This window comes from Psychrobacter sp., assembly GCF_041554015.1.
In the GTDB taxonomy this organism is placed as follows: domain Bacteria; phylum Pseudomonadota; class Gammaproteobacteria; order Pseudomonadales; family Moraxellaceae; genus Psychrobacter.
Map to the genome: position 1 here is coordinate 71,106 of NZ_JBFFMS010000001.1, position 15,313 is coordinate 86,418.

At 44.1% G+C, this 15,313-nt stretch carries 15 protein-coding genes; 4 read left to right on the forward strand and 11 right to left on the reverse strand.

What is annotated here, in order from left to right:
* Positions 1-93 precede the first annotated feature (93 nt).
* The 3 genes from ABYU67_RS00300 (at position 94) to ABYU67_RS00310 (ending at position 2,497) form a co-directional block, all read left to right on the forward strand.
* Positions 94-930 (forward strand): amino acid ABC transporter substrate-binding protein, encoded by an 837-nt coding sequence (locus ABYU67_RS00300; protein WP_372842950.1) that lies wholly within the window; start codon positions 94-96, stop codon positions 928-930.
* A gap of 68 nt (positions 931-998) precedes the next feature.
* Positions 999-1,682, forward strand: coding sequence for an amino acid ABC transporter permease (locus tag ABYU67_RS00305; protein ID WP_372843118.1), 684 nt, complete (start codon positions 999-1,001; stop codon positions 1,680-1,682).
* Positions 1,683-1,753: 71 nt separating this feature from the next.
* Entirely contained in the window at positions 1,754-2,497 is a 744-nt protein-coding gene (locus tag ABYU67_RS00310) for an amino acid ABC transporter ATP-binding protein (protein ID WP_372842951.1), read from the forward strand.
* An 85-nt stretch (positions 2,498-2,582) separates the two neighbouring features.
* Here the strand turns inward: ABYU67_RS00310 and ABYU67_RS00315 are convergent, their stop codons facing one another.
* The 10 genes from ABYU67_RS00315 to uraD form a co-directional block, all read right to left on the reverse strand.
* On the reverse strand, positions 2,583-3,230 hold the full coding sequence (locus ABYU67_RS00315) for an aminodeoxychorismate/anthranilate synthase component II (RefSeq protein ID WP_372842952.1): 648 nt from the start codon (positions 3,228-3,230) through the stop codon (positions 2,583-2,585).
* Positions 3,231-3,263: 33 nt separating this feature from the next.
* Positions 3,264-4,691, reverse strand: a complete 1,428-nt coding sequence (locus ABYU67_RS00320; RefSeq protein WP_372842953.1) for an anthranilate synthase component I family protein — start codon at positions 4,689-4,691, stop codon at positions 3,264-3,266.
* A 60-nt stretch (positions 4,692-4,751) separates the two neighbouring features.
* Positions 4,752-5,027 carry a Trp family transcriptional regulator gene (locus tag ABYU67_RS00325; protein WP_372842954.1) on the reverse strand — a complete coding sequence of 92 codons (276 nt, stop codon included), beginning with the start codon at positions 5,025-5,027 and terminating at the stop codon, positions 4,752-4,754.
* A 250-nt stretch (positions 5,028-5,277) separates the two neighbouring features.
* A complete protein-coding gene (locus tag ABYU67_RS00330) occupies positions 5,278-6,114 on the reverse strand; it encodes a bifunctional allantoicase/(S)-ureidoglycine aminohydrolase (RefSeq protein ID WP_372842956.1) in 837 nt (278 codons plus the stop codon).
* Positions 6,115-6,398: 284 nt separating this feature from the next.
* Entirely contained in the window at positions 6,399-6,941 is a 543-nt protein-coding gene (locus ABYU67_RS00335) for an ureidoglycolate lyase (RefSeq protein WP_372842957.1), read from the reverse strand.
* A gap of 218 nt (positions 6,942-7,159) precedes the next feature.
* The gene (gene puuE / locus ABYU67_RS00340; protein ID WP_372842959.1) at positions 7,160-8,140 is read right to left on the reverse strand and encodes an allantoinase PuuE; all 981 of its coding nucleotides are present in this window, start codon (positions 8,138-8,140) and stop codon (positions 7,160-7,162) included.
* Between the two features lie 100 nt (positions 8,141-8,240).
* A complete protein-coding gene (locus ABYU67_RS00345) occupies positions 8,241-9,752 on the reverse strand; it encodes an NCS1 family nucleobase:cation symporter-1 (RefSeq protein WP_372842960.1) in 1,512 nt (503 codons plus the stop codon).
* Positions 9,753-9,898: 146 nt separating this feature from the next.
* On the reverse strand, positions 9,899-11,242 hold the full coding sequence (locus ABYU67_RS00350; protein WP_372842961.1) for a urate hydroxylase PuuD: 1,344 nt from the start codon (positions 11,240-11,242) through the stop codon (positions 9,899-9,901).
* A gap of 208 nt (positions 11,243-11,450) precedes the next feature.
* Complete coding sequence (gene uraH, locus ABYU67_RS00355) at positions 11,451-11,819, reverse strand: hydroxyisourate hydrolase (RefSeq protein WP_372842962.1); 369 nt, start codon at positions 11,817-11,819, stop codon at positions 11,451-11,453.
* 38 nt (positions 11,820-11,857) lie between these two features.
* Positions 11,858-12,379 (reverse strand): 2-oxo-4-hydroxy-4-carboxy-5-ureidoimidazoline decarboxylase, encoded by a 522-nt coding sequence (uraD, locus tag ABYU67_RS00360; protein WP_372842963.1) that lies wholly within the window; start codon positions 12,377-12,379, stop codon positions 11,858-11,860.
* Positions 12,380-12,718: 339 nt separating this feature from the next.
* Here uraD and ABYU67_RS00365 point away from each other — a divergent pair, with 339 nt between their 5' ends.
* On the forward strand, positions 12,719-13,384 hold the full coding sequence (locus ABYU67_RS00365; RefSeq protein WP_372842964.1) for a TetR/AcrR family transcriptional regulator: 666 nt from the start codon (positions 12,719-12,721) through the stop codon (positions 13,382-13,384).
* A 313-nt stretch (positions 13,385-13,697) separates the two neighbouring features.
* Here ABYU67_RS00365 and ABYU67_RS00370 read toward each other — a convergent pair whose 3' ends face one another.
* On the reverse strand, positions 13,698-15,104 hold the full coding sequence (locus ABYU67_RS00370; protein WP_372842965.1) for a uracil-xanthine permease family protein: 1,407 nt from the start codon (positions 15,102-15,104) through the stop codon (positions 13,698-13,700).
* Positions 15,105-15,313: the final 209 nt, after the last annotated feature.

The following is a 15,313-nucleotide window of genomic DNA, read 5'->3' on the forward strand; positions in this document are numbered from 1 at the left end:
TCTGCTTATTTTTCAGTAGGGTGTTATTGGCAGGACATATTTGCTTTATTTGATTCATTCACTCTTATTTACTCATTTTGATAAGGACGTCTTATGAAACGTCGCACGCTTTTAGCCCTTGCCGCCAGTACCGTATTACTTGCCGCTTGTGGTCAATCACCTACCAATGATGCTGAGACCAAGGCAACTGACACCGCTGCCAGTGGCGGCTCTGATTTGCTACAGCGTATCAACAACGGCGGTACCATCAACGTCGGTACCGAAGGCACTTATCCGCCATTCACTTATCATGATGAGAGCGGCAAGCTGACTGGTTATGACGTCGAAGTCACCCGCGCGGTTGCTGAAAAATTGGGCGTGAAAGTTGAGTTTCAAGAAACCCAGTGGGATGCCATGCTGGCAGGTTTGGACGCCAAGCGTTTTGATATGGTTGCCAACCAAGTCAGCTTGACCACGCCTGAGCGTTTGGCAAAATATGACAAAGCGCAAGCATATAGCTGGTCAGGTGCAGTGGTTTTAGCGCCAACAGATGATAATCGTTATAGCTCGTGGGAGTCATTAAAAGGTCTGCGCAGTGCTCAGTCATTGACCAGTAACTATGGTGAGCTTGCAGAGCGTTATCAAGCTGAAGTTGTCCCTGTCGATGGCATGGCGCAAGCGATTCAGTTGGTTAAACAAGACCGCGCTGACTTTACTATGAATGACAATCTTGCGGTTTTGGACTACCTAAAAAAATTCCCAGATGCTGAGCTTGAGATTAAACTGACGGCCCCTGTTAGTGAGCAGACTGGTTCAGGATTGGTATTGATAAAAGGGGATGATGCGGTGTTGGCAAAATTAAACGAAGCCATGGCGGCATTAGCAGCTGATGGTACGCTCACCAAGCTGAGCCAACAATTCTTTGGTGCTGATATAAGTCAACAAAAATAATGCTAGCTTCTATTATGCCAGCCTCCATAACGTCAGGGTTAGCAGATTTATTGGCATTACTGCCATTTATGAGTCCTGATCGAGCGCAAATTGTAATCTCGTCCTTTTGGCCGATGCTCAAAGGCGGTATCTATTATTCGATACCGTTGGCGTTGATATCGTTTGCGATCGGTATGGCCATTGCGCTGATAGTGGCGCTGATTCGTATTGTGCCGCGTGCTGGCTGGATTCATGAGATTGTTTATAGGCTTGCCCGCATCTATGTGTCTGCTATTCGTGGCACACCGATGCTGGTACAGCTGTTTATTATCTTTTACGGCCTACCAAGCGTTGGGGTCAAGCTTGACCCTTTTCCGTCAGCGATTATTGCTTTTTCGCTAAACATCGGTGCTTATGCGTCAGAGACGGTGCGCGCCTCTATTTTGTCTATTCCAAAAGGGCAATGGGAAGCTGGTTCGACGGTCGGCTTGACCTACTTGCAGACCTTTCACCATGTTATTTTGCCGCAGGCACTACGCGTGTCCGTACCGCCGCTTTCTAATACCTTTATCAGTCTGGTCAAAGATACTTCGCTGGCATCACTGGTATTGGTGACTGAGCTGTTTAAACAGGCACAGATAATCACCGCTCGTAACTATGAGTTTATGCTGGTTTATATCGAAGCCGCTGTTATCTATTGGGCTATTTGTCTGTTTTTGACCTTTATCCAAGGTAGGCTTGAAACACGTCTTGATCGTTATGTTGCCAAATAATCGCGCTAGCAACCTATGCTCACTGTATTATCTCTTTAATCTGTGTTTTTTCATTTGTAAGTGGACATCTTATGATTCAAGTCAGCAATATTCATAAAGCCTTTGGCAGCAATCAGGTGCTCAAAGGTATCGACTTGACCATCGAGAAGGGCAAAGTGGTGGTGATATTAGGACCATCAGGTTCTGGTAAGACGACGTTTTTGCGCTGTTTGAATGCGCTTGAGATTCCAGATCAAGGGGTCATTGCCTTTGAGGATGGCAGCTTGACGGTCGACTTTGCTACTAAGCCTAAGAAAAAAGCCTTACTTGCACTGCAACGTAAATCAGGTATGGTGTTTCAGTCTTATAATCTGTTTCCACATAAGACAGCCATTGAAAACTTAATGCTTGGACCTACGGTAGTACAAGGCCAAAGTAAGGTGCAGGCACGCGAGCAGGCTCTGACATTACTCGAGAAAGTAGGTTTGTCTGATAAGGCAGATCTCTATCCGTTTCAGCTATCAGGCGGTCAGCAGCAGCGTATTGGTATTGCTCGTGCATTGGCAATTGAGCCCTCGTTATTACTATTTGATGAGCCAACCTCAGCACTTGATCCTGAGCTGGTACAAGATGTGCTTGGAACGATGAAACAGCTGGCGTCAGAGGGGTGGACGATGGTTGTGGTGACTCATGAGATAAATTTTGCCCGTGATGTCGCTGACCATGTGGTGTTGATTGAAGATGGTAAGGTTGTGGAAGAGGGCAGTGCCAAGCAGTTATTTGAGGATTCTAAGCATCCGCGCACGCAAGCGTTTTTACAGCGTATTGAAAGCTAGAAAATACAGTATATTGAAAGTTAAAAAAGACTGGCTTGCGATCAAGCCGGTCTTTTTTATTTGTAGTTTTTTTAAAGCTATCTGATTATACCTGTAGTAAGAAGTTCGTCAATAAACGCTTGGCACCTTCGGTGGCAAATGATTCAGGATGGAACTGTACGCCTTGGATCGGATAGTCTTTGTGCTGAACGCCCATGATCTCATCACCTGCCAGCGCCGCTTTAGTCAAATCTAAATCATTATGTTCATCATTGGCGACAACTGCGGTGACGGTTAAACAATCTGGTAGCGTATCTGCTTGTACCATCAATGAATGATAGCGCATGATTTCTAGCTCCTGCGGCAAGTCATGATAAACGCCCGCACCATCATGACGAATGGCTGAAACTTTACCATGCATCGGTACACTGGCGCGTATCACATCACCGCCAAATACATGAGCGATGCCCTGCATGCCTAAGCAAACGCCCAATAATGGCGTGGTTTTGCCCATTACTTCAATCACTTGGGCACAAATACCAAAATAGTCAGGATCATTAGGTGAACCGGGACCGGGTGAGATAATAATACGGTCAAGATTCATCGCCTGTACGTCTGCTAAACTGATTTCATTATTACGCTTAACGATAACATTTGCTTGTTTGTCGTCATCCATCGTCTGCAATATCTCACCGATATACTGGTAAAGGTTAAAAGTGAAGGAATCGTAATTATCGATAATTAAAACATTCATAAGTCATAAGCTCTTGGGTAAAGTAGGGGCAATTTACGGATTCATCGGATCCATAAAGCTGTCTAAAACGACCTTCATCGCAGAAAGCTTACGCTGAATCTCTAGATATTCGTCAGCAGGGTTTGAGTCGTAAACATTGCCACCACATGTCTGCGCATAGGCAGATTCGCCATTAATAAATAGGCTGCGAATAGGAATAGCAAAGATACAATCACCATTAAAGTTAAAGGACCCTAATGCGCCGCCATAAGCACCACGACCATCTGGTTCAAGCTCATTAATCACTTTTATCGCTTCAACCTTTGGCGCACCTGACAAGGTACCAGCAGGGAAATTGCTGGCAAGCGCACTAAACATATCCTCATCAGGATGTAAAATACCGACGATTTCAGAGGAGATATGCTGTACGTGTGAGAAGCGTTTGATATCCATCAGATTACGCACTTTTACAGTACCAAATTGTGCGACGCGTCCGATATCATTGCGATGCAGATCGACCAGCATATTGTGCTCGGCAATCTCTTTGGCATCATTCAGTAGCGCACGCGCAAGCTTACGATCTTCGGCAACATCAATACCGCGCTTGGCCGTACCTGCGAGAGGATAGGTTTCCATCTCGCCCTGACGTAAGCGAAATAACAATTCCGGTGAAGCACCGATGATGCACTGCTGGGAAAATTTCATAAAATACATATGCGGTGAGGGGTTTACCGCGCGTAGCTTTTCATAAATCGGCATCTTATCGCCAGCAATTCGGTATTTGGATTTAAAGCCGACTTCGCATTGAAAGATACGCCCAGAGATGATGTCTTCTTTAACTTGCATGACGACTTTAGCGTGCTCTTCTTGACTCATGCCGTCACCTAAGAACTCAACAGTGGGCAATTCATAGCTTGGGATGGGGACATTAAGTAAGGTTTTGATTTGTTCAATACGATTGTCTTGCTGTGCGGTTGGGTAATAAAAATAGAATATCTCACCGGTCATCTTATCGAGCGTCAAGCCATCTAGATAGACCCCGAATTTGAATGGTTCAAAATCATCGCTTGGCTTGGCGCTCACACTTGGCTCAAAGAAATTGACACAGTCGTAACCCAAGTAACCGACCAAACCGCCGCTTTGCTCACGTGCAATCACATGCTGCGGAGTAATGGAGCGTAGTAGTTGATACGGATTATCGGTCTGATAATGTGTGGTTTTAGCGGTTTTATTATCGGTAATGGCAAGGGTGGTGCGGTCAATGGCGGCAATGGTCATCACCGGATCAAAACCAATCGCATGATGGCGTGACATATGGCTGTCCTCGCCCAAGGATTCGAGTAAATAACAGGTCGCAAAAACTTGCTCAATACGCTTAAATAATGCAAAAAAATCAATATCTTGCGTCAGTTTAATACGCTGCGGCTTGCTTGGAATATCAATAGCAGCAGGCTGGTCATATTGCAGTGTAGGAGAGGTCATAAAGAGGTCCAAAGTAATTCAAATAGGTCTTATAAAATAAATTCGGCTAACGTTTTTGGCTTAATTATTTTGTCTGTGAGTAGCTAACAGCGCGCTGACATCGTGTATTTGCATGGCCTTGGCGCCGCGAGAGACCGTTGCGATACCAACGCCCAGCTGCTCAGAGATGTCACGCTGGGTGACACCGCGCTCAAGCAAATCAAAAATGCGGATACGATTGGCAATCTCAAACTGCTCTTTATCCGTTAGCAGCGCATTTAGCAGCATTTCGATATCAGCACTACTATGACAATTGGCTAAATGGTTTAATAAGCTGCGATAAGGGTCAGTACTCATAATATTTAATCTTTATAAAAAGGAAACAAGTGACTATCTTGTTTCAGTATTCTAGTACAGTAGTACATAAAAAACAAGTAACGTAATGAAGGTTTTAGTAATAGTTGAATAAAACCTTGCTTTAAAAATAGTGAGTTTTTTATAGAGACCATAAAGCCAGCTCATATTGGTGAGCTGGCTTTAATAACAGAAAAAGCAAAAGAATAAGTGACGCGGTCAAATGTAAGACTTTGCCTTTAGATTAGATGGCTTATTTTACTGGACGGATAAACGGCATATGTCTATTGACGTCTTTATATAATAAGTATCTAAATGGACCGGGTCCGCCAGCATAACAAGATTGTGGGCAGAATGCGCGTAACCACATAAAATCACCCGCCTCAACCTCTACCCACTCACCATTTAAGTGATAGACCGCTTTACCTTCTAGTACATATAAACCATGTTCCATAACATGCGTTTCATCAAATGGAATCACGCCACCTGGCTGAAATGTCACGATATTGACATGCATATCATGACGCATATCAGACTGCTCAGTAAACCTTGTGGTTTTCCATACGCCATTGGTACCCGGCATCTCAATGGCTTCAACATCGTGATCGCTGGTTACGAATGCTTCAGGCACATCAATACCTTCACAGTGCTGATAAGCTTTACGGATCCAATGGAATTTAACGTGCTTGTCGCCATTGTTTTTTAGCGTCCATTTGCAGCCAGGTGGCAAGAATGCATAACCACCCGCTTCAAGATGATGCGACACGCCTTCAATCGTCATATCCATTTCACCTTCAACGATGAAGATAACGCCTTCAGCATTTTCATCTAGCTCAGGCTTTTCTGAGCCGCCATTAGGCTCAACTTCGACGATATACTGTGAAAAGGTCTCAGAGAAACCTGACAGTGGACGGGCAAGTACCCACATCCGCATACCTGTCCAAAAAGGCAGATAACTTATCACGATATCAGTTAATACACGTTTAGGGATAATCGCATAAGCTTCGGTGAAGATTGCGCGATCAGATAGCAGCTGGGTTTGCGGCGGCAAGCCGCCAGTTGGTGCGTAATAAGTACTTTTTGTAGACATTGTTCATATTCCTTAGTGGTTTTGTGCGGCGATAAATGTGTGTCTGAACCTTTGATTCTAAATATTCGATTTTAAGTCTTGAAGCAAAGGAGGGGTATATCTGTTTGGCTGGGGTTGCCCTTCAACCACTAAATCCTGTGCAGCTTGAAAGGCTAAGCTATTGTCAAAATTGTAAGATATTAGATATTGATCGTAGCCTGATAATTTGGATCTTTTTCATTTACATTTTTTCTGTAATTAATGCTCTGACGTTAGCGTCATTATTAACCATCTAACTACAATAATTAAGCCTGACTTTTAGCTTGCTCAGCAGAGATATCAATACAAACTTCCCAATCATCAATCTCAAGCTCATGGCAGTTATTACCCTCGCCGTTGATGCGATCGATCACTAAAAAATCACAATCTGCTTTTAACGCCAGTAGCGGATGATGCCAAACATTGGCATCATACTGTACACCTTGATGCGATTGAGCATAAAACACTTCTAAATCATCAGCTGATTTAGGCGCATCACCAGCTTTTGCCACAACCACTATATAGTCTGTGCCATTCATAGAAAAGAACGCTTGCGTGCCAAACGGATGGTATTCCATTACCGATAAGGTGATAGGGCAGTCCCGTCTTTTGGTACGAAAAATACTAAGCCCAACTTCTCCGCCATCATGTGTGACTTTTGAGATGGCATGATGGCGACAGGCAAAGCCGCGATTGATATCCCAGCTGTTTTCAGGGCACTTTTCTTGCTCGTCATAAGGCTCAATCACTGAGCCATAAGGAGCAAATGCGGCTTTTGTTAGAGGTTTAGCGATGATGGTGGTTTTCATAAGATCACCTTTGTGTTAATTAGTAATATCATTTATTTTAGTCACTGATTATGTAATAGATCCAGTTAAGCTCAGAAAATACCGGACATAAAACGTCGTTTTTGAGCAATTGAATCCCTTAGCTATCAAATCTTCAGCGTATCATACGTTGGCTTGCATGGTTTCTACGGTCCCCATGCTTATTGATGTAATGATACGCTTTAAGTTTGTTGTGACAGTTACATCCAGTTGACGGTATTATCGGCCGTTGCTGGATGATTTTCATACCAGTGCTTAGCGATTTCATCGCGGCGGCAGACCCAAACGTCGGGCTTACTGGTGATATATTTTAGAAACTGTTTGAGCGCGGTGATACGACCAGCACGGCCAATGATGCGGCAATGCAAACCAATGGTTAGCATCTTTGGTGTATGCGAGCCTTCTTCGTATAAAGTATCAAAGCTGTCCTTCAAATACTGATAAAAAGGTTCAGCGTTGGTAAAGCCAGGGCTTGAAGAAAAGCGCATGTCATTGGTTTCAAGCGTGTAAGGAATGACCAGATGCGGTTTACGGGCAATTTTACTGCCTTCTTCTACTTTGACATTGAGCCAGTAAGGAAGCTCATCGGCGTAAGAGTCAGAGTCATAAATGTAGCCACCTTGTTCGGCAACCAGTTCGCGAGTATTTGGGCTATCGCGACCCGTGTACCAACCAAGAGGCTGATTACCGACCATCCGCTCAAATATTTCAGTGGCGCGGCGCACATGCTCACGCTCAGTCTCGCGGTACATATATTGATAGGTGATCCAGCGCAGTCCGTGGCTGGCAATCTCATGACCGTCCTCGAGTACACGCTCGATGATATGCGGTGTTTTTTCGGCAGCGGCTGCACAAGTAAAGGTCGTAATGGGCAAGCCATACTCTTTAAAAGTATCTAGTACGCGCCACACGCCAACACGGCTACCATATTCAAAAGCGGATTCAATCGACTGATGGCGGTTGTTAAATTCTGGCGTACCCAATACATCTGATAAAAAACGCTCTGATTGTCCATCGCCATGCAAGACACTGTTTTCAGCGCCTTCCTCGATATTTAGTACGAACTGTACAGCAATCTTGGCCCCGCCCGGCCAATTGGCTTTGGGTGGATTGTCGCCATAGCCTTTTAGATCACGCTGATAAGCGGCTTGATCAAAGTCGCTGGTTATCTTTTTTTTCATGGTGTTTTATCCTTTATAAAAACAGAGTAATAGGTCTGTTGGACATGTAATAATCATTGTTTATGCTGCTCTTTTGCGTCATTTCTCTCATGTCACCGTTTTATTTTACTATGGTGTCAGGATCTACTGCATAAGGGCGCATCAATACCCAATATACAATGCCGCCTAGTGCCGCGCCTAATAAGAAACCGTAACCTTCAAGCTTAGCCAGTGCAGGTATCAATACTGTGGCGATAGAGAATAAAGCGCCGATGGCAAAGGCGATAAGCGCACGGATGTTCCATCCTTTATAGTAGTAATAAGCGCCCGTTGGTTGCGCGGAAAATAAATCATTCATATCGATATGTTGACGTTTAATCAGGTAATAGTCGATGACTAAAATACCGAAGAATGGAGCGATGACCGCACCAATAGCATTTACAAAGCCGACAATACCGATTTTACTGATGAATGATAACCATAATGCACCAACAAAGAAGGCGATAACAGCCGTGATTAAGCCGCCCATGCGAAAGTTAATATGCTTAGGAAATAAATTGGCCAAATCGTAAGCAGGGGGAATAAAGTTTGCAACCATATTGATACCGACGGTTGCTGCAAAAAAGGTCAACGCTGCCACAATGGTCAAGGGTAGAGAGTCCACACGATCAACAATGTCCGATGGATTAGTCAATGCTTCGCCAAATATTACTAAGGTGCCAGCGGTGATGACCAAAGCGATGAACGAGAAAAACACCATGTTGATAGGTAGACCAAGTAAGTTACCCAAGCGCATATCGCGCTCACTACGCAAAAAGCGTGAGAAGTCACCGAAGTTGATGACGACTGCGGCAAAATAAGCCACCATCGTACCGACAATGGCAGTAAATGCCTGTATGGAATTCCCACTATAATCACTACCACTAGCGAAAATAGAGTTAATCGCCGGTAGTAACTCAGAGCCTGATTGATACCAGATGACGCCCATAAGAATGACCATCACGACATAGACCAAAGGTCCTGCCCAATTCAAAAAATGCTTGATGGGCTCGATACCTGCCCAAAACAGCAAAATCTGGAATACCCAAACGATGACAAAGGCCATCCAAGCGGTACTGTTCAAGCCTAAAAATGTCGTATCTGAGCTGCCTATAATAATAGTCAATAAAATAGCAACTGCGGTAGAGGCAAAATAAGTCTGCACTCCGTACCAAAAGATACCAATAATAGCGCGTAGGATGGCTGGTAAATTGGCGCCATTGATACCCATACTGGCACGTATCAATACGGGGAAGGGGATGCCATATTTGACACTAGGTTTACCAGTTAGGTTCACCATTCCCATGACGATGAATCCTGAGCAGATAATCGCTGCCATGACCCACCAGCCATTTAGCCCGTAACTCAAAAATAAGGAGGCTGCTAAGGTATAGCCGAATAAGCTTTGAATATCATTGGACCAAACATTAAATATCGCAAACCAACCCCAATTACGCTGTTCAGGCTGTAATGGGGCAAGATCTTCATTATATAATCTTGAGCTTTTGCGTTCTGGATTAAAGGTATTGCAATCATAGAGCGCGCTATTAAATTGAGTATTGAGCTGACTTCCTTGCTCATTGGCAGTGGACATCCTTTTCTCCCTTTGGACTGGTATCAATTGACACCAAGATTGTTAACACTTAACAAGGTTTATTGTTAACACTTTAAGGATGTCTGTGTCATTGGTCAAGATAATTGTTTGATCAGCGTTTCCTTATCTGTATCTAAAATACTCATCTATAACCCTGAAGCATACGCGACCAGTTGTTGGCGCTCCTCATCTGTCAATTGAGTGATGTTACCTAGCGGCATATAGCCTGACTGTACTGCAGTTACGATTTTTGCTTTATGAATTTTCATGTCTTCAGGCGTCTGCAAAATAATACCTAAAGGCGGTGCAGCAAACCCTTGCTGAGTTGGCTGTTGCGCATGGCAAGTGCTACAACGAGCATGCACCACTTCCATCATAGCTTCATCGGCTGACGCTACGACAGGTACGGCTGCATCGGCAGTAGCAGTATCGTTAGCAGCCGTATCAGCATCGGCAGTAGTAGTTGGTGCTACCGCATTTGCCTCTTGAGTGACAGCAGCAGGCGGTGTGTCTGTTGGTGCGACTTCAGTAACAGCAGGCGTCTTTATTGGCGGTACTGGTAATGGCTCGATAGGTGCTGGACGCATCCAGATAATCAATAGCACGGTTGCGATCGCAGGAATCACTAAGAATTTTGGTCTATGGCGACCCAAGTGTTTTTCGTTAAAGTAATGACGAGCCGTTGCCGTGATGACACCGACGAATACCAATATCAACCAACCATGCGCATGTGAATACATCATTGGATAGTGATTACTGATCATGATAAAGATGAGCGGCAAGGTAAAGTAGTTATTCATCAATGAGCGGTTTCTGGCCATTAATGCTAAATCTGCTACTTCTGGACCAGGCTTGACACCGCGTCGTACACAGTCTACCAGTGCGCGCTGAGCTGGCATAATCCCAAAGAAGACGTTACCTGCCATGATAGTACCCAAAATGGCACCGACATGGATAAAAGAAGCACGATCACTAAACAGCTGGTATGAGCCCCAAGTGGCGATAATCATAAGTACAAAGATAGTGACACTAAAAGCAAGTTTATTCTTGCCGACATTGCTGCGCACAATGACTTCATAAATAAAGTAACTACCGAATAAGAATAGTAAACTGGTCGATATAGCACCAATGCTACTACCAAAATCAACTTTGCTCGGATCAATCAAATAAGCTGTGGCGTTGATGTAGTAGACAATAATGAGCATCGCCATACCAGTCAGCCATGTGGTATAAGCTTCCCACTTAAACCAATGCAGGGTTTTTGGCATCTCTTCAGGCTCGAGCTTGTATTTGGCAATTTCATAAAAACCACCACCATGTACTGCCCATAAATCACCTGAAATACCTTTTTTGGCTTTCCATTCTGGTGGCTTTTGTAGACTCATATCTAGCCATACAAAATAAAATGAGGCACCAATCCATGCCACCCCAGCGATCACATGAAACCAGCGGAAAAATAAGCTTAGCCAATCGAGAAGATATGCACCCATGTTGTCAATGTCCTTTTATATTATTATATCTTGGTAACTCGTAACGACTTTTGCTCACCTTCGTTATTATAAAAGATTGTGATACAACGTAGCGATACCAGCATTATTTATTGGGTTTTAAACGTCCAACTTCACTGTCAGATGTTTAAAGTTTCCAGCGCTCGTTGAGCCTTATGTTTATAAGGCTTTGAGCCATAAAGCGATAAAATTATGATCCGCGATAAGTGCCGTAGCCGTGCGCGCTAAGTAGTAGCGGCACATGGTAGTGACCGTTATCTTGTATCATAAAATCGATGACCACTTGCGGATAAAATACCGTAAGATTTTGTGCATCAAAATAAGACTGGGTATCAAAGGTCAACGTATAGCGACCGATGTCTAAATGATACTCGGCAATATCAATTTCTGGGTTGAATGACCAGCTGTCTGGCGTCACGCGACCATCGGCGTTGGTGACACCATGGGCCAGTAATGACGGCTCGCCACTGGCGCTCACGCGATGCAGTGTCACTGAGATATCAGCGGCAGGCTTGCCAAGATGGGTGTCCAAGATATGTGATGAAAGAGTACCTGACATAATAATTCCCTTTATAAATGAGAGAGACAAAGCAAGCGTTAAGTGTCGCCTAACAGCTTTTGTAAACGCAAACGCGTGATTTTATTTTGTTCGGCAGCAGCATTAAGCAATTCAGTCTCGCGATCATTGGGTAGACGTGCTTGTAGTAAGTCCAGCATTTGCTGCGCGCTCTTACCCGTAGCAAAGACGATAAAGATAAAACCAAACTTGTCTAAATAATCTTGATTGCCTTGGGCTAATGCTTCAAGCACAGTATCCTCAGCGTCATTGGCACCTGATTGCTCATGAGCCGCACTGTCTTGGGTGTTGCGATATTTCTCTTTTAATGAATCGACATTGCCAATCTGTGGATGACCATCAAAAGCTTCTAACAAGTTGGCCTCGTCAGTTTGGGCTTGTTGCCATGCCGCGTCGCTTGCGCTTAGTAAAGCCTCTGTATCTGCAAACGGACGCGCGTCTGCCAGGGCTTGTGCCCATTGACTACTGGTACAGCAGGTCAAAAACGCTGCTGTTGCTTCGGCTTGTGAGAGAGCATTTAGTTGCGCTAGTGATAAACTCACAGTGATATCCTTATCTGTTGATACAAAATTTTTGAGGGATACAAATGTATCATTTGAGAGAGATAAACTGATGAAGCAAAGACGTTATCGTCTGATTACATCAGTTTTTTGATTACATAACTCAGATGACAGCTCATGTAAAATGCGTATCGGTTGAGTCGTAATAGGTTTAATAGTATCCATTCTGCTTAAAGCTGACCAAATGGTCAACTACTTTATGCAAAATATTTTTATTTTTTTATTATTTGTTATAAAAGTTAACGTATTCGTTCACAGTTTATCTTAAAGTCACGCTAGAATATGGTTATTTACTGACATTACTGTCTAACGGCTTATCCTATGACTCAAAGCGCTAAAACAAATACCCCTCCTGCCTCTGAGGGGGTGGTTCATCGCAATCAGCAAGATATTCGTGCTCAAAACCAAGCGGTGATTTTAACTGCCGCCGAAGAAGAGTTTGTATTAAAAAGCTATCGCGGTGCTACCATGCAAGGTATTGCCGATCGAGCAGGGCTACCAAAGGCCAATGTACATTACTATTTTAAGAGTAAGACCAACCTGTACAAAGTGGTCTTGCGTGCCATCATTCAAGAGTGGAATGATGGCTTGGTGACGATGACAGTAGATAGTGATCCCAAAACCGTTATCGAAAAGTTTGTCCGTACAAAATTACATCAGGCCTTTGCAAACCCAAATCGCCATAAGCTATTTGCGTTAGAGGTCATCGGCGGTGCCCCGCATTTACATGATTTTATGTCGTCTGCGATGAAAGATTGGGCGCTGGACAAAACACAAGTCATGAAGACATGGCATGAGCAGGGTAAGATCGCCATTGCTGACCCTTTGCAGCTATTGATTTTGATTTGGGCGACCACGCAGCGCTATGCAGAGTTTGAAACAGAAATCATCGGCTTAATGCAAAAGAGCGCGTACGATGAGACGGACGAGGCACGCGCTGCTGATTTCTTGATACCTTTTATACTGCGGGGCTGTGGGCTTGAGTAGTTATAACGTCCAACATCAGCGATAACTTAAGCGCTCAATAGAGTTAATACTAAAGAAAGTGGATACACAGTCCTAAACCCTATGCTGCGGGATTGGCACAAATTTTCTTGCTTGCTGTGCGTATGTCGACAGAGGCTACGTAAAATTTATTCCATTCCCGCTGTCTCTTTTTTATATTAACCTGCCTATATATAAAGGATTGCCTTAACGATAGCGCTTGCCAAGCAGCGTTTTATCATCAAGGTAATCCTTTTCTTTTGTTACTCAGCAAAGTCTTTTACATTGTCTTAGAAAATCATCTAGCCCTTCACTTTTAAGCGGCTTCACGAGCAGGCTTTGTCTCATCCTCAGCGTGCTGATCAACCGTATCAAACTCAGTGCCAAAGCTTTTTGGTAAAATCATATCAAGCGTAATCGCGATAATCCCCGATACGGTCACTGCTGAACCAAAGATATTACGGAACATCTGCGGCATTTGAGCAAATACATCAGGCACAAAGGCAACACCCATCGCCAAACCTAAAGAGGTTGCAATAATCAAGATATTACGATGGGTAAAGTCTACGGTCGAGAGTATGCGAATACCAGCAGTCGCTACGGTTGCAAACATCAGCAGGGTGACGCCGCCAACCACCGGTTTTGGCAGCTGAGTAAAGATAGCGCCTAGGATAGGGAATAGACCCATAAAGAATAAGATACCACCGACATAAAAACCAACATAGCGACTAGCGATACCCGTCATCTGAATAACGCCGTTATTTTGACTAAAGGTTGTGACTGGGAAGCTGTTAAAGATGCCCGCAATGGCAGAGTTGACACCATCGGCTAATACCCCACCTTTAATACGCTTCTCATAGAGCGGACCTTTGATAGGCTCGCCTGAGATCATCGAGGTCGCGGTCAAATCACCGGCAGTCTCAATACTGGTAATGATATACATAAAGGCAATCGGTATAAATGCTTGCCAATCAAAACTAAAACCAAACTTAAAAGGAACGGGTACAGTCAGTAGCGGAGCTTGCGAGACCAATGAGAAGTCGATACGACCCATAAGTGCCGCTACCAGCAAGCCTAACATCAGACCAATAAAAATAGCGCTTGAGCGAATGACTTTATTGGGTACGATACTAATAAGCACGACACTGATTAACACCCCGCCACCCAGTAGCAAATTCTCTATGCTACCAAAATTCTCTGCACCAACACCGCCCGCTAGATCAGTTAGACCAACTTTGGTTAGCGACAAACCGATAGTAACAATGACACAGCCGGTAACGATAGGGCTCATCAAAGATTTGAGCTTGGTGATAAACTGACTTAAGAATATCTCGACAAAGGCGGCCAAGAATGTCACGCCAAAGATAACAGAGAGTATCTCCTCAGGACTACCACCTCGGTTTTTTACCACAAAGCCTGCGGCTAATACTGCTGCTAAGAAACCAAAGCTGGTGCCTTGCAACGCCATCAGCCCTGAACCGACAGGACCGAATTTACGATTTTGAATAAAGGTTGAAACCCCAGATACCATGAGCGCCATGCTGATCAGGTAGGGAATGTGCTCACCCAGACCTAAAACGCCGCCAATAATCAATGAGGGGGTAATAATACCAACGAAAGCGGCGAGTACATGCTGTACCGCACCTAAAAATGCTTTTGCAGGAGCAGGACGGTCATGCAGTCCATACAATAAATCGGGGTTCCCTTGAGTATGCTCACTCATTTTGGCTTTCTCCTAAAGTGACTTTTAGTCCAAGCTCTATGAGAATATGTAAAAGCAGCGTTATATTGATAAATAGGCACTATATAACAGTCTCTATAAACCCTTATCTCAGCTAGCTGTTTACACCATATCTAACATAGAGGCGCACAATCCTTATGCAAATACATGCAAGCAAATAACAGGACTTTCTTACTTTGACTAACAGGCGT